General features: G+C 67.1%; 20 protein-coding genes. 19 read left to right on the top strand and 1 reads right to left on the bottom strand.

Features of this window, described 5'->3' with window-relative positions; translation table 11 throughout:
* Window positions 1–181: 181 nt before the first annotated feature.
* Window positions 182–664 carry an Hcp family type VI secretion system effector gene (locus tag ACFPFG_RS00205; RefSeq protein ID WP_013802370.1) on the bottom strand — a complete coding sequence of 161 codons (483 nt, stop codon included), beginning with the start codon at window positions 662–664 and terminating at the stop codon, window positions 182–184.
* A gap of 615 nt (window positions 665–1,279) precedes the next feature.
* Between ACFPFG_RS00205 and ACFPFG_RS00200 the strand changes: the two genes are divergently transcribed.
* The 19 genes from ACFPFG_RS00200 (at window position 1,280) to ACFPFG_RS00110 (ending at window position 21,864) form a co-directional block, all read left to right on the top strand.
* Window positions 1,280–3,349, top strand: coding sequence for a serine/threonine-protein kinase (locus ACFPFG_RS00200; protein ID WP_183018155.1), 2,070 nt, complete (start codon window positions 1,280–1,282; stop codon window positions 3,347–3,349).
* A gap of 9 nt (window positions 3,350–3,358) precedes the next feature.
* Window positions 3,359–4,147, top strand: a complete 789-nt coding sequence (locus tag ACFPFG_RS00195; RefSeq protein WP_312379341.1) for a PEGA domain-containing protein — start codon at window positions 3,359–3,361, stop codon at window positions 4,145–4,147.
* A gap of 8 nt (window positions 4,148–4,155) precedes the next feature.
* Window positions 4,156–4,644, top strand: coding sequence for a TssQ family T6SS-associated lipoprotein (locus ACFPFG_RS00190; RefSeq protein ID WP_232245804.1), 489 nt, complete (start codon window positions 4,156–4,158; stop codon window positions 4,642–4,644).
* 42 nt (window positions 4,645–4,686) lie between these two features.
* Window positions 4,687–6,636: a type VI secretion system-associated FHA domain protein TagH gene (gene tagH, locus ACFPFG_RS00185; protein ID WP_380104299.1), complete on the top strand. Its 1,950-nt coding sequence runs from the start codon at window positions 4,687–4,689 to the stop codon at window positions 6,634–6,636.
* Complete coding sequence (locus ACFPFG_RS00180; RefSeq protein ID WP_380104297.1) at window positions 6,633–7,421, top strand: PP2C family protein-serine/threonine phosphatase; 789 nt, start codon at window positions 6,633–6,635, stop codon at window positions 7,419–7,421. Before tagH ends, ACFPFG_RS00180 begins: the two co-directional genes overlap by 4 nt.
* Before the next feature lie 19 nt (window positions 7,422–7,440).
* On the top strand, window positions 7,441–8,040 hold the full coding sequence (gene tssJ, locus ACFPFG_RS00175) for a type VI secretion system lipoprotein TssJ (protein ID WP_183021378.1): 600 nt from the start codon (window positions 7,441–7,443) through the stop codon (window positions 8,038–8,040).
* 17 nt (window positions 8,041–8,057) lie between these two features.
* Window positions 8,058–9,392, top strand: coding sequence for a type VI secretion system baseplate subunit TssK (gene tssK, locus ACFPFG_RS00170; RefSeq protein ID WP_183021379.1), 1,335 nt, complete (start codon window positions 8,058–8,060; stop codon window positions 9,390–9,392).
* 21 nt (window positions 9,393–9,413) lie between these two features.
* Window positions 9,414–10,745, top strand: a complete 1,332-nt coding sequence (locus tag ACFPFG_RS00165) for a DotU family type VI secretion system protein (RefSeq protein WP_012205670.1) — start codon at window positions 9,414–9,416, stop codon at window positions 10,743–10,745.
* A 4-nt stretch (window positions 10,746–10,749) separates the two neighbouring features.
* Window positions 10,750–14,406, top strand: a complete 3,657-nt coding sequence (gene tssM, locus ACFPFG_RS00160) for a type VI secretion system membrane subunit TssM (RefSeq protein ID WP_380104294.1) — start codon at window positions 10,750–10,752, stop codon at window positions 14,404–14,406.
* Entirely contained in the window at window positions 14,388–15,092 is a 705-nt protein-coding gene (tagF, locus tag ACFPFG_RS00155; RefSeq protein WP_183021381.1) for a type VI secretion system-associated protein TagF, read from the top strand. The genes tssM and tagF overlap by 19 nt, the downstream gene beginning before the upstream one ends.
* A 57-nt stretch (window positions 15,093–15,149) precedes the next feature.
* On the top strand, window positions 15,150–16,187 hold the full coding sequence (gene tssA, locus ACFPFG_RS00150) for a type VI secretion system protein TssA (protein ID WP_183021382.1): 1,038 nt from the start codon (window positions 15,150–15,152) through the stop codon (window positions 16,185–16,187).
* Between the two features lie 48 nt (window positions 16,188–16,235).
* A complete protein-coding gene (locus ACFPFG_RS00145) occupies window positions 16,236–16,886 on the top strand; it encodes a peptidoglycan recognition protein family protein (protein ID WP_183021383.1) in 651 nt (216 codons plus the stop codon).
* Complete coding sequence (locus ACFPFG_RS00140) at window positions 16,877–17,290, top strand: hypothetical protein (RefSeq protein WP_183021384.1); 414 nt, start codon at window positions 16,877–16,879, stop codon at window positions 17,288–17,290. Before ACFPFG_RS00145 ends, ACFPFG_RS00140 begins: the two co-directional genes overlap by 10 nt.
* Before the next feature lie 132 nt (window positions 17,291–17,422).
* Window positions 17,423–17,965 (top strand): type VI secretion system contractile sheath small subunit, encoded by a 543-nt coding sequence (gene tssB, locus ACFPFG_RS00135; protein ID WP_013802360.1) that lies wholly within the window; start codon window positions 17,423–17,425, stop codon window positions 17,963–17,965.
* Window positions 17,966–17,993: 28 nt separating this feature from the next.
* Window positions 17,994–19,487: a type VI secretion system contractile sheath large subunit gene (tssC, locus tag ACFPFG_RS00130; RefSeq protein ID WP_012205676.1), complete on the top strand. Its 1,494-nt coding sequence runs from the start codon at window positions 17,994–17,996 to the stop codon at window positions 19,485–19,487.
* A gap of 117 nt (window positions 19,488–19,604) precedes the next feature.
* Window positions 19,605–19,976 carry a hypothetical protein gene (locus tag ACFPFG_RS00125; protein WP_012205679.1) on the top strand — a complete coding sequence of 124 codons (372 nt, stop codon included), beginning with the start codon at window positions 19,605–19,607 and terminating at the stop codon, window positions 19,974–19,976.
* Between the two features lie 20 nt (window positions 19,977–19,996).
* A complete protein-coding gene (locus ACFPFG_RS00120) occupies window positions 19,997–20,548 on the top strand; it encodes a hypothetical protein (RefSeq protein ID WP_374623291.1) in 552 nt (183 codons plus the stop codon).
* 48 nt (window positions 20,549–20,596) lie between these two features.
* Entirely contained in the window at window positions 20,597–21,406 is an 810-nt protein-coding gene (locus ACFPFG_RS00115) for a type VI secretion system accessory protein TagJ (RefSeq protein WP_374623289.1), read from the top strand.
* A gap of 11 nt (window positions 21,407–21,417) precedes the next feature.
* Entirely contained in the window at window positions 21,418–21,864 is a 447-nt protein-coding gene (locus ACFPFG_RS00110) for a DUF4087 domain-containing protein (protein ID WP_380104289.1), read from the top strand.
* Window positions 21,865–21,868 lie beyond the last annotated feature (4 nt).

The raw sequence follows: 21,868 nt of genomic DNA, 5'->3' as shown, positions 1-21,868 counted from the left end.
CTTGCCGGCACAGCCACAAAGCACGTCCTCTCTGATAATCCATTCACAGCCAGATTCCAGCCCTCCATACTGAAAAGCCTCCATCGATAGATGGAGGCCATATTCCCGCGCGCCCACGGCGATCCGCGCGCCAGATGCATCCGACGCGCGTCGCCGCAGCAGCAAGCCTGCGGAAGAAGACTCAGGCTTCGCGGTTTTCCTTGATGTTGAAGCCCATCTGGCTCTCGGCGCCCTTGCCGCCCTGGTTGGTCTGTTCCCAGTACTGGGTCTTGACCTTGGCAGCCTGGAACGAGTAGTTCACGGTCACGGTGTCAGAGGAGTTGGCGCCGCTGACGGTCACGTTCGTCACCATGACATCGGTCAGGGTGATCTTGGTGAACTCGATCTGCGAGCCGCCGGCCTTGCACAGCGAGATGTCGACCTGGCCCAGGTGCTTGCCCGTGGCGCAGTGCTTGAGCACGGCGGGGTAGCACTTGTCCACCTTGGCGATGACGTTCAGGTCATGAAAGCTCACCTTGCCGGCGCCGGCACCACCGCCGCTGGACATGGTGTTGGGCTGGGTCGCGCCCCAGGTGAAGGAGTCGATGTCGGTCCAGCCCTTGTGGTTGGAATCCTGGGATTCGCCACTGGCGCCCTCGACCTTCATGAACATATCAACGGACATTGCACACCTCTCGAACTAATGGATTAAACGTTCGCATGCAACCCAATAGCCTGATTGCATCGGATAGTTCACATGCGAACAAAGGGGAAACCACTCTCGGGTAGAGCGCACGAAACCGATTCACTTAACACGTGATTCAGATCAGTGCGGCGCATACCCTGTATGGTCAAGGAATGTATTGACGATCGCCTGCAATCCTCACTGTCGTGAACCGCCCTCCTTTGTTGGAGCCGCGATGATAGTGGATAAGGCCAGAAAAATACAAACAATTGAGCAGACTGAATTGTTACGGCGGATACATCTGAAAAAAAATGTATCCACCTCATATCCATTCGATTCGTGTCATGGCTTTTTGCGGAACTCAAGCTACACTCACGCCGCATTCGGAGTCCGATTGAAATACGATCTTGTATTCATGACGAATCCATGACGCTCGTCTTTGGCCCCCGGCTTCAGACAATAGGCTGATTGAGGAAAACCAACGGGTTGCAGAGACGCATTGCCGGCGTGATGCCGGCTTTCTCCTTGCCCAATGGCCTCGAACAGGTTCGGCACCCTGGCTGCGCTACAGACATCGCCCGCCAGGGTGGGAAACAACATCTTGGGTGGGATTGCATGGATAGCGAAGCAGCATGTTCGACCAACTGCCTTCCGGCAGGTGTCCAGATTGGCGAATACCGCGTGCTCGATGTCATCGGCGAAGGCGGTTTCGGCATCGTCTACAAGGCCCGTGACCTCTCGCTGGACCGCGAGGTCGCGATCAAGGAGTACATGCCTTCGGCCCTGGCCGGACGGCAAAGCTCCCATCAGGTGCACGTGCGCTCGCAGCACCGTGGCGCGTTCGACGCCGGGCTGCGCAGCTTCATCAACGAGGCCCGCCTGCTGGCGCGTTTCTCGCACCCCACCCTGGTGCATGTCTACCGCTTCTTCGAAGCCGGTGGCACGGCCTACATGGTGATGCGCCACTACGAGGGCCAGACGCTGGGCCGCGTGCTGCAGGCATCGTCGGGCCGCATCGACCAGGCCCAGCTCAGCACCCTGCTGGCCCCGTTGCTCGATGTGCTCGAGGTCCTGCATGCCGAGGACTGCTTCCACCGCGATATCGCGCCGGACAACATCTTCGTGCAGCGCGATGGCAGCCCCGTGCTGCTGGATTTCGGCGCCGCGCGCCGCATCATCGGCGACATGACCCAGGCGCTGACCATGGTGCTCAAGCCCGGTTTCGCACCCATCGAGCAGTACGTGGACGACGGCGCGATGCCCCAGGGCGCGTGGACGGACATCTACCAGGTCGGCGCCCTCATTCACCAGGCCGCCACGGGCCGCACCCCGGCCACCTCGGTGGCTCGCATGGTCACGGACCCCATGCAGCCGCTGACCTCCGAGCAGGTTCCCGGCTACTCCGACGCTTTCCTGCAGGGCATGCAAAAAGCCCTGGCCGTGCGTCCGCAGGACCGGCCCCAGTCGATTGCCGAGCTGCGCAGCCTGCTGGGCCTGTCTGCCGGAAACCGGGTGGCGCCTGCGCCTGTGGAGCCCAGCCCCATCTACATCCCGATCACGACGCCTGCGTCCGTTCAGGCCGCCATGGCCAGCGGGTCGGCATCCGCGCAGGCACCCCGGTTCCTGCCGATCACGGAAACCTACGTTCCCGCCCCCACCCCGCAGGTTGCGCCCGTGGCGACGGTCATGCCGGTGGCACCCGCTACGCCTGTGGCGCCTGTGGCGACGGTTCCACCCGTGGCCCCGGCATCACCGGCCCCCGGCACACCTGCTGCCATGGCGACGCCTCAGATGGCACTCCCATCTGCGCCTCAGGCATCCGCAGCCGACCCGATGGGCCTGGGCAACGGGCCGTTCATCGACATCGACCAGGCACTGCCAGGCATGCCGGCGCCTCAGGCTACGGTTCAGGCTACGGCTTCAGCACCTGCACCCGTTCCCGAGCAGCCCGCCGCAGCGTCGGCCGCTCAAGGCAAGCCTCCGGCTGTCCGGCCTCCAGCTGCGGGGGCCCAGGCTGCGCCCAAGGCCAGGCGCAGCAGCATTGCGGTACCGTTGGCCATCGGCGCCCTGGTGCTGGCTGCCATCGCGGGTGGCGGCATGCTGTGGTACGACCATTCCCAGGACCAGGCACGCGCCAAGACCCTGGCAGCACGCGACAGCCTGGCCTGGCAGCAGGCGCAAAGCCAGTCCAGCCTGGCACGCCTGCAGGACTACCTGGACAGCTTCCCCGAAGGGCAGCACCGCACCGAGGCCCAGGCGCTGCTCAAGCAATTGCTCAACGAGGCCTCGCTGGCCTCCACGGAGCAGGTGCAGCCCATGACCTCGCCTGAACAGCAGGCCGCGTTGCCCGAGATTGCACCTTCGCAGCCCGAGCAGAGCACGCCCGTCGCCCCCGTCACGGTGGCCACCGGGTCCGAGCCGTTGCCCACCGAGCCGCCCAAAACCGAAGCCCGCCCCGTCAAGCCCGCGGCGGCCACGGGCAAGGTGGTGTTCAGGGTCGTGCCCTGGGGCTATGTCTCCGTGAACCGCGCCCCGGCACGCACCAGCCCGCCGCTGACCCAGATGGAGCTTCCAGAGGGCGAGTACCGCATCGACATCAGCAACCCGGGTGCCGCCTCTACGGTGACGAAGACCATCACGGTCACCAAGGGCGAGTCGGTGACCGTGAACCATCTTTTCGAATGAGCGCGGCCCATGGCTCGACTGATGAACCACCGCTGGCGATGGATGCTGTGCACTGCAGTGCTCGGCCTGCCCTGCCTGGCGCATTCCCAGGCGGCATGCGAAGAGGCAGCGCCCGCCCAAACCGGCTCGGCAGGACGACCGCAGCTGGCGCAGGGTATTGCGCTGTTCGAGGCGCGCGACCTGGCCCAGGCCGAGCGTGCGCTGCAGGCTGCGCTGTTTGCCGGGCTGGCCGATCCCATGGAGCGGGCCTCCGCCCACAAGTACCTGGCCTACACCTATTGCACGCACAAGGAATGGGCGCGCTGCGAGGCGGCCTTCGACTCCGCGTTCTCCGCACACCCCGGCTTTGCACTGCAGGCCTACGAAACCACGGGCACGCCATGGAGAGATGCCTACGGCCGCGCCCAGGACCGCTGGATCCAGCGCTGCCCTTCCGCACAGCGGCTGCGCACGGCGCCGGCGGCCCCCACGGCCGGTGGCTTTGCATTGAACAGCCGCGTGATCACCTCGATCACCGCACTGACACCCGGCCTTGCTCCAGCGCGCTCCACCGCGCTGGCCGCACGGTCTGAAACGCCGCGGACAGATCACAACCTGCGCCTGAGGGTCAGCCCCTGGGCGAATGTCTTGATCAACGGCAAGCCGTCCGGCGTCACCCCTCCCGTCGTGCTGCTCAAGCTGGCGCCAGGCTCCCATACGGTGGAGTTGCGCAATCCCGGCTTCGAGAGCTATCGGCAGGTGATTCGCATCACCGACGGCCAGTCGGTGACCCTTTCCCATGACTTTGATGCCCGCTGACCATGTCCATGACCCTGACTATCCCTCACTCCATCCAGCGCCTAACCCTTGCCCTGGCCGTTGCCTTCGGCCTGGCCGCCTGTGAAACCGCTCCCAAGCCCGTGGAGCCCGAGCCGGCCCCGGCCGTGGTCCAGCCTCCGGAGCCCGTCAAGCCCGTGGACCCCGTGGTGATCAAGGAGCAGGAGCTGGTCGAAGCCATCCAGCTCTACGTGGACGGCCGCTATGAGGACGCCATAACGGCGCTGACGCCCCTGTCCACCGCGCAGGAACTGCCCATGAGCAGCCAGGTCAAGGCGCTGAAGTACATCGCCTTCAGCCACTGCGTGGAAGGCCGCCGCAAGCCCTGCCGCCAGCACTTCGACATGGCCCTGGCCCTGGACCCCACCTTCCAGCTGACCGAGGCCGAAAAGGGCCATCCCACCTGGGGCCGGGAGTTCAACAACGCCCGCGCCGCGCTGCGCAACAAGCGCCCTGCGCCCGCGCGCAAAGCCTCCTGAGGCCTCACTACGCTTCCTGAAAACTGCCTAGCCTAAGACTCCATGGACAAAATCGAACTCAGGGTCGTGGACCACGATGGCGTTCCGGTCGATCGCCACTGGCATGCCGTATTCGGCATGGCCGGCGGCACGATCGGACGCAGTGGCCAGAACAAGCTCATCATCTCGGACCCGGACGCTTCCGTCGCGCGCGTGCACGCCATGGTCAGGCTGGATTCCGAGGGAGCCTTTGTTGCGAACCTGAGCGAGCGCGATCCCATCTGGGTGGCAGAACAGCCCGTGCGTTCGGGCCAGGAAGTGGCCCTGCCCCTGGGCGCGCGCATCCGCATCGGCGCCTACACCCTGGCCGCCGTGGCGCCGGGCACACCTTTCGAGGCACGGCCTTCAGCTGCAATGCAAAACGCGGAAGCAGCGCCACTGGCAGAGGCAGCGCCGCTGGCAGACGTATTGCCTGCCGCCGCCCCCGGCATCGCTGATCCCTGGGAAGGCCTGGCGGCACTGAGCCTGGATGCCATCCAGACCCCTGCCGTGCCTTCGACCGAGAGCGCCATCCCGCCCGAGCAGGCTGCACTGGCCATGCCGCAGCCCGCCAAGGCGCAGCATCGCCCCCTGCTGATCCCCAATGATTTCGACCCCTTTGCCCCGCCGCCCGAGCAGGCTCGGCAGCAGGAAGAAGGCTGGGCCGGCCTGCCATCGCAAGGCACGGGCGAGCTGATACAGCAGCGCCATGACGGCATGGTCCACACCCTGCCGCTCAAGGGCCTGAGCACCGAGGCCTTGCATGATGCCTCCCATACCGGCCTGCCTTCGTGCTTCGAGCAATCCCAAAAGCTCGACCCGCTTGCGCTGTTCGACCAGGGCGGCCTGCCCGCCGATGCGCAACCGCTGCAGCAGGCCTCGGGCCGGGGCTCCGAGCTGGGCCAGGCCTTCAATCTGCCGCGCATGCAGTCGCATGCGCAGCCCGCAGAGCCGGTGCTCCCGCCTGTGATCGATACCGTGATTCCTGCAGGGCAGGAGCAGCTTCCTGTACAGGTAGAGGCGCAGGTACAGACGCAGGTACAGGACATTCCGGTTGCCGCGCCTGCCCCGGCGCCCGTGCCCCAGATCCCCGCCGAGCCGGCCGCGCTGGGCGGACTGCTGCCCACCAATGGACTGGATCTGGACCTCTTCAAGTCCGGTCTTGCCCACGTCGCGCCTGTCGCACCCGTCGCGGCCGTCGCCAGGGCTGCCGTTGCCGCTGCCTCGCCCCCCCTTGGCACAGGCGCCGACGTCGATATCCCCGCGGCCTCCAGCATCCTCGGCCAGGGCGACGCCGCCATTCCCATCGGCGCCCTGCCCTCCACTGCCGCGCCTGTCGATATTCCCGTGCAGTCCCAGCCGGCCGCCAACGCCGATCTGCAGGCACTGGCCGCAGCCTTCATGGAGGGCGCAGGCCTGAACCCGGCCAAGACCCATTTCGAGGTCACACCGGAATTCATGCGCACTTTCGGCGAAGCCCTGCGCATTGCCGTGCAGGGCACCATCGACCTGCTGGCCGCGCGCTCCGAGATCAAGCGCGAGTTCCGCGCCGGCGTGACCATCATTGCCACGGGTGCCAACAACCCGCTCAAGTTCCTGCCCAATTCCGAGGGCGTGCTCATGCAGATGGTCCACCAGACCTTCCCGGGCTTCATGAAGCCGCTGCCCGCCATGCAGGACGCCTTCCAGGACCTGCATGTGCACCAGCTGGCCCTGATGGCCGGCATCCGCGCCGCCTATGCCGAGGCCTTGACCCGGTTCGACCCGACCGAGCTGGAGCGCCGCACAGAAACCAACCCCGGCCTGCTGGACAAGCTGCTGACCAATGGCCGCAAGGCCGCGCTGTGGGATGACTACAAGCACAACTTCGACGTGCTGCGCCGCCATGCCGAGGACGACCTGATGGCCTTCTCGGGCCGCACCTTCGTCGAGGCCTACGAAAACGCCGAGCAGTCCGTGAAAGGCCAGCCGTGATCGCCTACCTCGACGGAGACGGCCACCGCTACAGCATCCAGGTGGCCAGCGCCTCCCACAGCGGCAGGCGCTCCAGCAACGAAGACGCCATGGGCCTGATGGACCTGGGCGCCGGCGGCCTGTGCTGCACGCTGGCCGACGGCGCAGGCGGGCATGGGCATGGCGAACTCGCTGCCCAGCTCACCGTGCAGGCCGTGGTGGATGGCTTCCGGCAGAACCCGCTGTTCGCCCCCGCCAGCCTGGCCTCCCTGATTTCCCAGGCGGAGCACCGCGTCAGCGGCCAGCAGTCCACCTCGGTCTCGCGCATGCACATGAGCGCCACCGTGGTGGTGCTGTGCATCGATACCGAGCGGGGCCGCGCGCTGTGGGCGCACTGGGGTGACTCGCGCCTGTACTGGTTCCGCGCGGGCCGCATGCACCTGCGCACCGAAGACCACAGCCTGGTCCAGCAGCTGCTGCACGCCGGCCTGTACGAAGAGGACGACCCGCGCCGCCTGCCCAACCGCAACGTACTGGCCGGCGCCATTGGCGCCGAGGGCCAGGTGCCGCCCAGCATCCGCGCCGACGCCGTGGCCCTGGAGCCCGGCGATGTCTTCCTGCTGTGCTCGGACGGTCTGTGGGAAGGCATGCACGAGTCGGAAATGGAGCAGTTGCTGGCCGCCAGCCAACGCCCCGACGAGTGGATACAGCGCATGGTCGGCCGCGTCGTATCCAGCGGCAACCCGCACCAGGACAACCTCAGCGCGCTGACGGTGTGGATCTGCCCGCGTGAAACCAATGACTGACATCGAGACAGGAGAAGCCATGTGGAGATCACAGGAACCGCAGGGATCGCAGGGGCGCCGGCAGGCGCTGCAAACGCTGGGCGCCTTGGGCCTGGGCACGGCCGTGGTGACCGGCCTGGCCGGCTGCGGCTCCCTCAACCCCCTGAGCCGTGCGCCCGAAGTGGCGCCAACGGCCGTGCCCACCGCCATATTCGAAGTGGTGGCGGACATGGATATCAATCCCGACCGTGAAGGCATTCCCAAGCCCGTGCTGCTGCGCATCTACGAGCTGCGCGCCTCCGCCGCCTTCGACCGCGCCGGCTTCTTCGACCTGCAGGACAAGGACGATGGCCAGCTGGGCAGCGACTTCGTGCGGCGCGAGGAATTCCTGGTCGCGCCCGGCCAGCGCCAGGTCATAGAACGCAAGGGCAACCCCGATGTGCGCGCCTTCGGCCTGTTCGCCGCCTACCGCGATCTGGAGCGCAGCACCTGGCGCGCCTCGGCCGCGGCGCCCAACTCCGTCGAGCTGCGCCGGCGCTGGTGGGGCATGGGCTCCACCGAAAAGCTGCAGCCCGTGCGCTACCAGGTGCACCTGACCCGCGAAGAGGTCACCGTCCGCATTCAACCCGCATCCCAATAAACGCACATCTATCCACCATGGTCTGGCAACGCAAAGTCATCTGGGCCGAGGGCATGTTCCTTCGGCCCCAGCACTTCCAGCAGCAGGAGCGCTTCCTGTTCCGGCAACTGCAGTCACGCAGCCTGCCGGGGCAGCCCTTTTTCTGGGGCTTCTCGGAACTGGAGCTGGACACCGATCTGCTGCGCATGGGCAAGCTGGGAATCCGTTCGGCCCACGGCGTGCTGCCCGACGGCACGCCGTTCCAGCTGCCGGGCGACGACGAGGCCCCCACGCCGCTGGACATCGGCAAGGACTTCAAGGACATGGTGGTCCACCTGGCGCTGCCGCTGCGCCGCTTCTCGGGCAGCGAGGTCACCTTTGGCGAAGGCACGCAAAGCCCCGCGCGCTATCTCAGCGATGTGACCGAAGTGGCGGACAGCAACGACGTTGGCGCCCAGCCCGCCGAGGTGCAGCTGGGCCGGCTGCGCCTGAGCCTGCGCCCCGCCCACGAGCTGACCGAAGGCTGGGTCAGCCTGCCCGTGGCCCATGTGGTGGAGCGCCAGGCCAGCGGCGGCGTGCTGCTGGAGCCCGGCTTCATCCCCACCGTGGTCAACAACGGGCCCAGCTCGGTGCTCAACACCTTCTGCAAGGAAATCCACGGCCTGCTGCGCCAGCGCGGTGAAGTGCTGGCCCAGCGCATGATCCAGCCCGAGCGCGGCGGCATCGGCGAGGTCGGCGACTTCCTGCTGCTGCAGCTCATCAACCACTGGACGGGCGCGGCCCAGCACTGGGTGCGCACCGCCAGCATCCACCCCGAGCGCCTGTTCGAGGAACTGTTGCGCCTGGCCGCCGAGCTGACCACCTTCGACCACGAGCGCCGCCGCCCCGAGGTGCTGCCCGCCTACGACCACGACGACCTGCGGCGCAGCTTCCCGCCGCTGATGCTGGAGCTGCGGCGCAGCCTGTCCTCGGTGCTGGAGCAAAACGCCATCCAGATCCCGCTGCACGACCGCCAGTACGGCGTGCGCGTGGCGCTGATCCCGTCCACCGAACTGCTGACCACCTGCGACTTCGTGCTGGCCGCCCATGCCCAGACCACGCCGGAATTCCTGCGCACCCACTTTCCCACCCAGACCAAGCTGGGCCCCGTGGAGCGCATACGCGACCTGGTGAACCTGCACCTGCCCGGCGTCACGCTGCGGCCGCTGCCCATTGCCCCGCGCGAGATTCCCTACCACGCGGGCTACAACTATTTCGAGGTGGACACCACGCACGATCTGTGGAACCAGCTGCAAAGCTCCGGCGGCCTTGCCATGCACGTCTCCGGCGAATTCCCCGACCTGCAACTGGAGTTCTGGGCCATCCGCCGCTGACGGCGCGACGCATCTTCCGACATGAACAGTTCCAACATCAGCCACCAAATGCCCTGGGGCGGCGACGCCGACACGGGCCGTGCCGAAGGCGCGGCCAGCGCCGCCCCCGCGCCTGCCGGCCAGGAGCCGCTGCGCTCCAACCTGCCCGACGTGGTCAGCGGCGGCAACCCGCTGGTGGCCGCCGCCAACCGGCTGCTGAACCTCATCCCCCAGATCCGCGCCATGGTCACCAACGAGGACCCGCGCGCGCTGCAGCAACTGCTGCTCGAGCACATCCGCGAGTTCGAGCAGCGCGCAGGCGCCAGCGGCGTGCCCATGGAAACCATCATCGGTGCACGCTACTGCATCTGCACGGTGCTGGACGAGACCGCCGCCCAGACGCCCTGGGGCAGTGCCGGCGTCTGGCCCAAGCACAGCCTGCTGGTCGCACTGCACAACGAAACCTGGGGCGGCGAGAAATTCTTCCAGCTGCTGGCCCGCCTGGTGCAGACGCCGCACCAGCACATCGACCTCATCGAGCTGCTGTACTACTGCGTGATGCTGGGCTTTGAAGGCCGCTACCGCGTGATCGACAACGGCCGCGCCCAGCTGGAAACGCTGAAGGCGCGCCTGCTGCAGCTCATCGAATCCACGCGTGGCGACCGCAGCAGCCTGCTGTCCGTGCACTGGCGTGGCGTGCAGCGCCTGGCCTCCCCGCCCTGGGCCATGGTGCCGCTGTGGGTGGCCGCGGCCATCACCTTGCTGCTGGCGTTCTTCATCTACCTGTGGTTCAGCTACCGGCTGTCCAACAGTTCGGACGACCTGTTCGCCGCCATCAACGAGATCCGCTTCCCGCGCACCTCGGCGGCTGCCACCGTCGCCACGCTCAAGCCGCGGCTGCGCCAGTTCCTGGAGCCCGAGATCCGCGAAGGCCTGGTCAGCGTGCGCGACGAGGCCGACCGCAGCACCGTCATCCTGCGCGGGGACGGCCTGTTCGACCCGGCTGCCACCGTCGTCAAGCCCCGCTACGTGCAGGTCATCCACCGCGTGGCAGCGGCGCTGGACGAAGTGCCGGGCAAGGTCGTCGTCAATGGCTACACCGACAACCTGCCCATACGCACGGCACGCTTCCCCTCCAACTGGAACCTGTCGCAGGAGCGCGCCCAGGCCGTGTCCCAGATGCTGGGCGGCTCGCTGCGCGACCGCCAGCGCCTGCATGCCGAAGGCCGTGCCGACAGCGACCCCGTCGCCCCCAACAACACCGCAGAAGGCCGGGCGCTGAACCGACGGGTGGAAATCGTCCTGCTGGTCGCGCCCCAGCAACGTGACCAGCAACTGCAGGCCCTGCCTGCCGCACCCGAGACCAGGAACTGATCCCATGATCCGTCGCATCGCCTCATGGCTGTTCAACCGCTACATGCTGGAGCTTCTGGGCCTGGTGGCCCTGAGCCTGCTCATCTGGTTCGTCGGCCCGCTCGTCTTCATCCAGCCCTACCAGCCGCTGGGCAGCCCCACCGTGCGCTGGTGGATCATTGCCGGCCTGTTCATCCTCTGGTTCCTGCGCCTGCTGCTGCGCTGGTGGCGCGCACAGCGCATGAACGAGCACCTCATGACCGGCCTGGCCCGCCTGACCTCGCCGCGCGAGGCGGACGGCACGCCCGCAGCAGGCTCCGAGGAAGTGGCCGAGCTGGAGTCGCGCTTCAAGGAAGCCCTGGACACGCTGAGCAAGACCCGCTTCGGCCAGACCGAAGGCGGCCTGTTCGGCCGCTGGAACAAGCGCTACATCTACCAGCTGCCCTGGTACCTGATCATCGGCTCGCCGGGTTCGGGCAAGACCACGGCCCTGATCAACTCGGGGCTGGACTTCCCGCTGGCGGCCCAGTTCGGCAAGCGTGCCATCCCCGGCATAGGCGGCACGCGCAACTGCGACTGGTGGTTCACCGACCAGGCCGTGCTGCTGGACACGGCCGGCCGCTACACCACCCAGGAAAGCGATGCGGAGCAGGACAAGGCAGCCTGGAAGGGCTTCATGCAGCTGCTCAAGCGCTTTCGCGGACGCCAGCCGGTCAACGGCGTGATCGTCACGCTCAGCGTGCAGGAACTGCTCAGTGCCAGCGATGCCGAGCGCGCCCAGCTGGCCCAGCTGATCGGCCTGCGCCTGAGCGAACTGTGCGAGGAACTGACCATCCGCTTCCCCGTCTACGTGCTGGTCACCAAGAGCGACCTGCTGGCGGGCTTCAACGAGTTCTTCGGGGCCATGAGCCGCGAGGAACGCGCCCAGGTCTGGGGCTTCACCTATCCCTATGACGAAAAGACCCAGCGCTCGCCCGCCAGCGACCCGCAGGCCGCCAGCGCCCTGTACATGGAGGAATTCGACGCCCTGGTCGCCCAGATCAACCGCCTGCTGCCCCAGCGGCTGATGACCGAGCCCGACCTTGCGCGCCGCAGCCTGCTCTACGCACTGCCCCAGCAGTTTGCCGGCCTCAAGGACGTGGTGCGCGACACGCTGGATGCGGCGTTCTCCGCCTCGCGCTTCAAGGAAAAGCCGCTGCTGCGCGGCGTCTACTTCACCAGCGGCACGCAGGAGGGCATGCCCTTCGACCGCGTGATGTCGGCCCTGTCGCGCCGCTTTGCGCTGCGTGGCCGCCTGCCGGCCGATGCCGTGCCGCAGCAGGGCCGCAGCTACTTCCTGGAGTCGCTGTTCAAGGACGTGATGTTCAACGAGTCCGGCCTGACCGGGCGCAACGCCAAGAAAGAGCGCCAGCTGCGCCTGATGCAGGCCGCCGGCCTGTGCGCCCTGCTGCTGGCCCTGGGCGGCGCGGCCCTGGCCTGGACGCTGAGCTACGAGAACAACCAGCGCTACCTGAACGAAGTGGCCGACAACGCCGGCACGCTGCGCCAGGCCGTGGAGGAATCCAAGGCCACCGACCCCGACAACGTGGTCGCCCTGGTGCCCATGCTCAACCACGCGGCGCGCGTGGCGCAGAGCAGCCGCTTCGAGGAATCGGCCCCGCTGGGCTGGCGCTGGGGCTTGCTGCAGGTGCCCAAGGTGCAGACGGCCGCCCACGCCACCTACCTGCGCCTGCTGGAAGACGCCTGGCTGCCGCGCCTGAGCAGCCATGTCGCGCGCTCGCTGCGCCAGGTCAGCACCGGCAGCCCCGAGGCCAGCTACGAAACGCTCAAGGCCTACCTCATGCTCTACGAGCCCGACCACTTCGACGCCACCTTCGTCAAGGCCTGGCTGCGCAGCGATTGGGAAAACACCCTGCCCCAGCATCTGGTGCAGGCCGGCCTGGTGGAGCAGCTGTCCGAGCACCTGGACCGCCTCATCGACGGCCGCGTGGTGGTCTCCGCCCAGCCCATCGATGCCAGCCTGGTCGCCGAGGTGCGCCAGCGCCTGGCCCAGATGTCGCCCGCCCAGCGCGCCTACAGCCGCCTCAAGCAGCTGCTGAACACCGGCGACAAGCTGCCGCCCGACTTCAGCGTGGTGCGTGCCAGCGGGCCCGAGGCGCCCCAGGTCTTTGCGCGTGCCAGCGGCAAGCCGCTCACCCAGGGCATCAGCGGCCTGTTCACCTATGACGGCTACCACGGCCTCTTCCTGCACGAGCTGCCCAAGGTCACCACCTTGCTGGCCAAGGAGGAAACCTGGGTGCTGGGCCAGGCCGAAGGCCGGCGCAGCGTGGCCCAGGAAGTGCTCACGGGCCAGCTGGCCAACGAGGTCAAGCGCCTGTACCTGATGGAGTACGCGCGCCTTTGGGAAACCTTCCTGGCCGACATACGCCCCATACGCACGGCCTCGCTGGAGCAGGCCGGCGAACAGGCCCGCCTGTACTCGTCCGCCAACTCCAGCCTGGAGCAGTTCATCCGCGCCGTGGCCCGCGAGACCACGCTGGCCCGCCGCCCGGACCAGCAGGAAGGCGGCAGCTCGGGCAGCACCAGCAGCTGGCTGGGCGAGAAGCTGCAGCGCATCCGCGAGGAACAGCACCAGCTCAGCCGCCTGACCGGCAAGCCGCTGAACGTGGGCGGCATGCTGGCCACGGGCACGCTGGAGGCCGACATCGTGGACTTCCGCTTCCGCGAATACCGCCGCCTTGCCACCGGCAACGGCTCGGGCCCGGCGCCCATCACCGCCAGCCTGCAGGTGCTCAACGAGGCGGCGGCCGTCATCGCCTCGGCGCGCCAGCAGGTGATCCAGGGCGGCGGCGTGCCTCCCTCGCTGAGCGGCACGCTGGAGAAGGTGCGCTCGGAAGCCAAGCGCGTGCCGCCTCCGCTCAACAGCATGTACGAGGCCCTGGCCACGTCCACCTCGTCCTTCGTGGGAAGCAGCGTGCGCAGCACGCTGGGCGGCAACCTCAACGCCACCATCGGCGACTTCTGCCGCCGCGCCATCCTGGGCCGCTACCCCTTCACGCGCAGCGCCACGCGCGACGTGACCACGGACGACTTCGCACGCCTGTTCGCCACCGGCGGCACCATGGACGAGTTCTTCCGCACCCAGCTGCAGACCATGGTGGACATCTCCACCGTGCCCTGGACCTTCAAGCAGGGTGTGGACGGCACGCCGGTGGGGGGCTCTGCCTCGCTGGCCGCCTTCCAGCGCGCAGCCTCCATCCGCGACGTGTTCTTCCGCGCAGGCGGCAACACGCCCGGCATCCGGCTGGAGATCAAGCCGCTGGACATGGATGCCTCCATCTCCCAGATGGTGCTGGACGTGGACGGCGAAATCGTGCGCTACCAGCATGGCCCGCAAATCCCCAAGGCCGTCTCCTGGCCCGGCACGCGCGGAACCGGCCAGGCACGCCTGCAGATCACGGCCGCCGGCGCCCAGAACACCGGCATCGTGACCGAAGGCCCCTGGGCGCTGCACCGCCTGTTCGACCGTGCCCAGATCCTGCCGGGCAACTCGCCCGAGCGCTTCACGGCCATCTTCACCATCGACGGACGCAAGCTGCGCATGGAAGTCACCACCAGCAGCGTTCTCAACCCATTCCGGCTCAAGGCCATGGAGGAATTCGAATGTCCGGACCGGCTGTGAACGCCATGACCCTCCAGCGACCCTGCGCCGCCTGGTGGGGCAAGCTGCCAAGCCAGGGCGATTTCGTCGGCCGGCGCATGCCCCACGCACTGACCATGCGCTGGGACGAATGGCTGCGCAACGGCATGGACCAGTTGCGCAGCGATGCGGCCGACGAATGGTCCACGCGCTTCGTGCACTCGCCGCTGTGGTTCTTCCTGTGCCCCGCCTCCATCCTGGGCCAGCCCATGGTGGGCGTGATCGGGCCCAGCTCCGACCGCATCGGCCGGCTCTTTCCACTGGCCATCATGGCCACGGTGGACGGCAGCTCCGGCATGCCGGCGTCGGACCAGGACATCGAGCGCTTTCTGAGCGGCGCCCGTGATGCGCTCATCGACGCCCGGCGCCTGCCCCTGTCGGCCCAGCAGCTCGACGAGCGGCTGGCCACCCTGCAATGGCCGTTCCAGCAGGACGGCCGCGCGCCGGACAGCGCCTCCATCCACAGCCTGCTGGCGGACCTGGACATGGGCGCCTCGCAAGGAAACGCCGCGCGCCTGCCGCGCATGGACTGGCGCGCCTGCATGCGCCCGGGTTCCACCACCTCCGTCTGGTGGATCTCGGCCACGCCGCGCCACGCCCATGACGAAGTGGTCCAGCACGACGTGCTGCACCGCCGCCTGTTCACCCGGCTGTTCAAGGGCGCCTGAGTTCGTCCAGAGCGCGCCGCCCACTCCACACCGTACCCAAGCAACACCGACCCACCCATGGCCACTATCCAGGACCTGCTGACCGAGACCGCCGCCGAGCCGCCCTGCGGCCCGGACCTCACCTATGACAACGACTTCCAGGCCATGGAAAGCGCTGCACAGGGCAAGGTAGAACAGCAGTTCGGCGACACCGTCATCCCCGCCGAGCCACCGGACTGGCGCGACGTGGAGCGCCAGGCCTCGGCACTGATGCAGCGCACCAAGGACCTGCGCGTGGCCGTGCTGCTGTGCCGTGCCTGGACCATCCTGCACGGCCTGCCCGGCACGCTGCAGGGCCTGCAGCTGTGCTGCGCCCTGCTGGAGCGCCACTGGGAGCATGTCCACCCCCTGCCCGAGGATGGCGACGACTACTTCATGCGCATGAACGCCCTGGGCACCTTGTCGGACGTGACAGGCTTTGTGCGTGACCTGCGCAACGCCGACTTCCTGCGCGGCGCCCTGGGCCAGATCAGCGTGCGCGACGCCGAACTGATGGCCAAGGGCAACGTGCCCGAGGACCTGCCGCACCTGACCGCCGACGAATTGCGCATGGCCTCGGCCCGCGCGCATGCCGAGGGCCACGAAACCCTGCTGGCCGTCACCCCTGCGCTGCAGGAACTCGACCAGATCCGCGCCTGCTGCGAACAGCACCTGCCCAGCCACCAGCAGCCCGAACTCGACGGCCTGCGCCAGCTGCTGCTGGCCCTGAGGCAATGGCAGCCGCAGTCCACAGGCGATGCCGACACGGCCGCCGAAGCCGATCCGGCCGCACGAACCGGCACAGAGGGCGGCACAGAGGGCGGCACGGCGGCCCACCCCGCGCCCGGCTCGGCACCCGCCCCGGCGCGCAACCGCGAACAGGCGATTGCCCAGTTGCTGGAGATCGCCGCCTTCGTGGAGCGCACCGAGCCCTCCAACCCCGCCCCCCTGCTCATCCGCCGCGCCGCCCGCTTCATGCGCATGGGCTTCATGGACATCCTGCGCGAGCTGTCGCCCGACAGCCTGGCCCAGGTGGAAGTGATCACGGGCGCCCATCTGCAGGAGCAGCAGACATGAAGGCCACCGCCAAGAACGAGGCGCTGTTTAAACGAAAGGATGCAAGCAATGCTTGAAGTCGACAAGAACGGGATGGTGATCAACAACGCACGCATCCTGCCGCGACGCACAACGGCCATTGAGCGCGCGGCCATGCCCACGGTCCGAGGGATCATCGTCCACCAGACGGGTTCCTCCACGGAGCAGGCTGTTTTCAACAGCTACCTGGTCCCTGGCGCCAACGGGGCGCACTTCCTCATCAGCAAGCAGGGCACGATCTACCAGACAGCTTCGCTGTATCGGCGGACCAACCACGTTGGCAACGTGCGCGCACGCTGCCTGGCAGAGCATCGGTGTACTGCAGCGGAGATCAAGCAGTACAGCAAGAGCGGCCCCAAGGCTATCAGCCGCACGGAGATGACCAAGAGCGTCCCTGAGCGCTACCCCTCCAACCTGGACAGCATCGGCATTGAAATCGTTGGCGTCGCGTCGTTGCCTCCGAGCAAAAAGATGCCCCCGAATCTCACGCCCAAGAAGCAGCAGGAGTTCATCAACGAAAACGCCGTCTACGAGGCAGTGAACGGGCCTCAGCAAAGCGCGTTGAGCTATCTGGTGGAAGAGCTGAAGAACAGCCTGCAGATTCCAGGAACCGAAATTCATCGCCACCCGGCAGTCAGCTACAAGAACGTTACCGAAGCGGAGACCGCGACATGGCCATGAAATGGTGTCTCGCCGTAGCGTTTGGCTTCGCCGTGACGGCCTTTGCGGATACACGCTCCAAGCCCGTCATAGAGCGCATCACGATACCGGTCAGCGCCGCCAAAAGCGAAGATCCGAATATCCATTGCGATTCACTGCGCATTGACGAAAAGCGTGTGCGCTATTTCCTGCGCCACGCCAGGCCCAGCAGCCAGTTCAATTACGCGCGTGCCTATGAAACCGGTAGCTGCAGCGCCAGTGCCGTCGTGCGCTTCAAGGGTGGCCGCGAAGTCCGGCTGGCCATCGATGACGGCACAGGCTGGGGAACCACAGAGAGCAAACGCTCCGTGTCCTACCTCTATTGCGAAGCCTGCACTGATCTGCTGGAGCCGGACTTCGACTTCAAGGAGCCAGCGTCCCCATGACATCTGTGCCTTTCCACGGCTTTGACCGTTTCCACAGGGCCTCTTGCGCCCTCGGCCCTTCGGTCCGCCGCAAGGCGGGACTCCAGGCTTTTTACTTCTGCGACCTATTTTTTTCTTGAAAGGAACACCCGCATGTCGCTTACCAAAACCGGCAAGAGTGGTCAGAAATTCATCGCGCGCAACCGTGCCCCGCGCGTGCAGATCGAGTACGACGTCGAGATCTACGGCTCGGAAAAGAAGGTGCAGATCCCCTTCGTGATGGGCGTGCTGGCCGATCTGTCGGGCAAGCCGGTCGATCCGCTGCCCGAGATCGCCGACCGCAAGTTCCTGGAAATCGACATCGACAACTTCGATGCGCGCATGAAGTCCATCAAGCCCCGCGTCGCCTTCCAGGTGGACAACACGCTGACGGGCGAGGGCAAGCTCAACATCGACCTGAGCTTCGAGAGCATGGAGGACTTCTCCCCCGCCGCCATCGCGCGGCGCGTGGGCGCGCTCAACTCGCTGCTGGAGGCCCGCACCCAGCTGCACAACCTGCTGTCCTACATGGACGGCAAGCAGGGCGCCGAGGAGCTGATCGGCAAGGTGCTCAAGGACCCTGCGCTGCTCAAGTCGCTGGCCGCCGCGCCCAACATCACTGCACCGCAGGCCTTGGGCCCTGCATCCGAGGCTTGAGGCAGCACATCAGGAAGGCAAGCACGTCATGAATACCGCAACCCAACTCGAACAATCGACCCAGGCGCTGGCCGGCAGCGAATTCGGCAGCCTGCTGCAAAAGGAATTCAAGCCCAAGACCGACCAGGCCCGCGAAGCCGTGGAAGCGGCCGTGCAGACGCTGGCCCAGCAGGCCCTGGGCTCGGCGATCACGCTGTCCAACGATGCCTACCAGACGGTGCAGGCCATCATTGCCGAGATCGACCGCAAGCTGTCCGAGCAGATCAACCGCATCATCCACCACGACGACTACCAGAAGCTCGAAGGCGCCTGGCGCGGCCTGCACCACCTGGTGACCAACACCGAGGTGGACGAGATGCTCAAGATCCGCGTCATGAACATCTCCAAGAAGGAGCTGCACCGCAACATGCGCCGCTTCAAGGGCGTCGGCTGGGACCAGAGCCCCGTCTTCAAGAAGGTGTACGAAGAGGAATACGGCCAGTTCGGCGGCGAGCCCTTCGGCTGCCTGGTGGGCGACTACCACTTCGACCACAGCCCGCCGGACGTGGAGCTGCTCGGTGAAATGGCCAAGGTGGCCGCCGCGGCCCACTGCCCCTTCATCTCCGGCGCGGCGCCTGCCATCATGCAGATGGAATCCTGGCAGGAGTTGGCCAACCCGCGCGACCTGACCAAGATCTTCACCAACACCGAGTACGCCGCCTGGCGCAGCCTGCGCGAGTCCGACGACGCCAAGTACATCGGCCTTGCCATGCCCCGCTTCCTGGCACGCCTGCCCTACGGCGCGCGCACCAACCCGGTCGATGAGTTCGACTTCGAGGAAGAGACCGACAGCGGCGACCACGGCAAGTACTGCTGGGCCAACTCGGCCTACGCCATGGCGGTCAACATCAACCGCTCGTTCAAGTACTACGGCTGGTGCACCTCCATCCGCGGCGTGGAATCGGGCGGCGCGGTGGACAACCTGCCGGCCCACACCTTCCCCACCGACGATGGCGGCGTGGACATGAAGTGCCCCACGGAAATCGCCATCAGCGACCGCCGCGAGGCCGAACTCGCCAAGAACGGCTTCATGCCCCTGGTGCACCGCAAGAACTCGGACGTGGCCGCCTTCATCGGCGCCCAGTCGCTGGCCAAGCCCGCCGAGTACTACGACTCCGACGCCACGGCCAATGCCAACCTGTCGGCGCGCCTGCCCTACATGTTCGCCTGCTGCCGCTTCGCGCACTACCTCAAGTGCATCGTGCGCGACAAGATCGGCTCCTTCCGCGAGCGCACCGACATGGAGCGCTGGCTCAACGACTGGATCATGAACTACGTGGACGGCGACCCGGCCAACTCCTCGCAGGAGACCAAGGCCCGCAAGCCCCTGGCCGCCGCCGAGGTGCAGGTGCAGGAAGTCGAGGGCAACCCCGGCTACTACACCTCCAAGTTCTTCCTGCGCCCCCACTACCAGCTCGAAGGCCTGACCGTGTCGCTGCGCCTGGTGTCCAAGCTGCCTTCCGTGAAGCAGGGCGCGAAGTAAGACTGCCCGCCCACCTGGCTCCTGGTGCCGACACGCTCGCACCAGGGCCAGGCCCCATAACAAGAAACAGGCCTGGAGAAGCTTTCCCCTCCAGGACCCAATTCAGAGAGGCTTTTCATGCCCTGGAATGTAGACAACGCCGTCGCCACCCTGCAGACCAATGCGCGCGCCAGCTCCGCCGGCTACTGCGCGCGCTATGTGCGCGATGCGATCGGCGCTGGCGGCATCGCACTGCAGCGCACGCGCGATGCCAAGGACTACGGCACCAGCCTGGTGGCCGCCGGCTTCACACGCTACGACGCCATGCCCGAAGGTGGCTACAAGAAAGGCGATGTGGCGGTGATGGAGGGCTTCACCTCATCGCCCGCCGGCCACATGCAGATGTTCGACGGAAGCGTCTGGATCTCGGACTTCAAGCAGAACGGTTTCTGGGCAGGCCCCGGCTACCGCACCCACAAGCCCGCTTTCAAGATCTACCGCCATCCCTGATGCGCCCATTGAGCCACGCCATGAACGCCTGTTCCAAAACCTTCTTCACCCTGCTGCTGGCCGGCACGGCCTGCGCCACGGTGCAGGCCGCCCCCGTCACGACAACAGCAACGGCAGCGGACATCACCACCCTGTTCGCCGACGCCCTGCATTGCCGCATCGAGTTTCCCGATGGCCGCGACGAAGCGCTGGCCCAGCGCCTGCGCGCGCAGGGCGTGACCGTGGTGGACCGCGCGCCCGGCGAAAGCCTGGACCTGCTTTATCTGTTTGCCACGCCGCTGGAGATCGATGGCACACAGGTGTCCTCCATCACCGTGCGCGGCGGCAGCGGCAGCATTGTCGCGGCGCGCGCCACGGGCAGCCTGCAGGCCCTGGTCCAGCGCACCAAGGCCGGGCCGCAGGCGCGCAGCAGCTGGAGCCTGGAAGGTTTCGGCGAGCTGCCCGCCCAGTACGCACGCGCCATGCCGCTCAGAAAGGGCCTGGACGAGACGCCTCCGCGCATCGTCATCGGCCATGTGGATGGCGAGGCGCCCGACGCCGTGCGCTGGGGCTGCCGCTCCTACGACGACTGACCGGGGCGCAGCCGCACCCCGCCCCTCTCTTTTTCCTGCGTTTTCACCATGCCCCTGCCCAGCTTCACCTCACAGCTTTCCCTGGACGAGCAACTCAAGGCCCTGAAGGACCAGATCCGCCAGGCCCCGGCCTCGGCGCCCCTGCGCGTCTACTACTTCCAGCTGCTGTGCGTGCTGGGCGAATGGCAAAAGGCACTGGAGCAGCTGCAGCTGTGCGCCCAGCTCGACCCGTCGTGCGAGCCCATGGCGCGCGCCTACCGCGAGGCCATCCGCTGCGAAGTGCTGCGCGCCGAGGTCTTCGCCGGCAAGAAAAAGCCCTTCCTGATGGGCGAGCCCGCGCAATGGCTGGCCTGCCTGATCGACGCCCTGGCCCATGAAGGAGCGGCCGCCCAGGACCTGCGCGCCCGCGCCCTGGACGAGGCGCCCGCCACCGCAGGCCACATGGGCGAGCACCGCTTCGAATGGCTGGCCGACAGCGATACCCGCCTGGGGCCCGTGTGCGAGCTGCTGGCGCACGGCAGCTACTACTGGCTGCCCTTCGACGCCATTGCACAGATCGGCTTCGAGCCCGTGCAGGACCTGCGCGACCTGATCTGGCTGCCCTGCGAGGTCACGCTGCGCGAGGGCGGCGCGCTGCAGGGCTTCATGCCTGCGCGCTATCCGCTGGCGCCCGGCGATGACGATGCCGTCCGCATGTCGCGCCGCACGCAGTGGAGCCCGCTGGACACAGGCTCCTTCGATCCTGACGAATCCTCGGGCCACGTGGCCGGCCACGGCCAGCGCACCTGGGTCACCGACTCCGAGGACTTTCCCATGCTGCAGGTGCGCCAGTTGGCGCTGGACACCGCCACGCGATGACGGAGCAGGCCATGCACGGAACAGTCGCCCCCGCGTCCCCGCAAGCCCTGCGCTGCCTGTGCTCGCTGCTGGCCGCCTTGCTGTGCCTGGGCCCATGGCCTGCATCGGCCTCCAGCCACGGCCCGGCCAATGCCCTGCGCTGCGGCTGGTTCGACAATCCCACGCCCGCCAATGCCTCGTTGACCGATCGCGATACCGACTGGACCGTTGGCGTGCAGGGCGGCCACCAGGCCCAGGGCGACTGGCCCCGCTTTGCAAACCGTGACTGGGTGCGTACCGGCCATGGCAGCCACGGCTATGGCTGCGCCTGCATGAAGGTGTCCACCGATGACAAGGAGCAGATCGTTCAGATCTTCTCCGCCCGTTCGCGCCCTCTTTCCGCCTGCCGCCAAGACCCGGCGTTGAAGGCGAAGGAGCCCGTGATCCCCTTGGCGGCTGCCCGGCCGGCCGGTTCCTGAAGAA

This window comes from Delftia deserti, from assembly GCF_042653485.1.
GTDB classification, from domain to species: domain Bacteria; phylum Pseudomonadota; class Gammaproteobacteria; order Burkholderiales; family Burkholderiaceae_C; genus Comamonas; species Comamonas acidovorans.
This window is presented reverse-complemented; position numbering and strand designations above follow the sequence as displayed.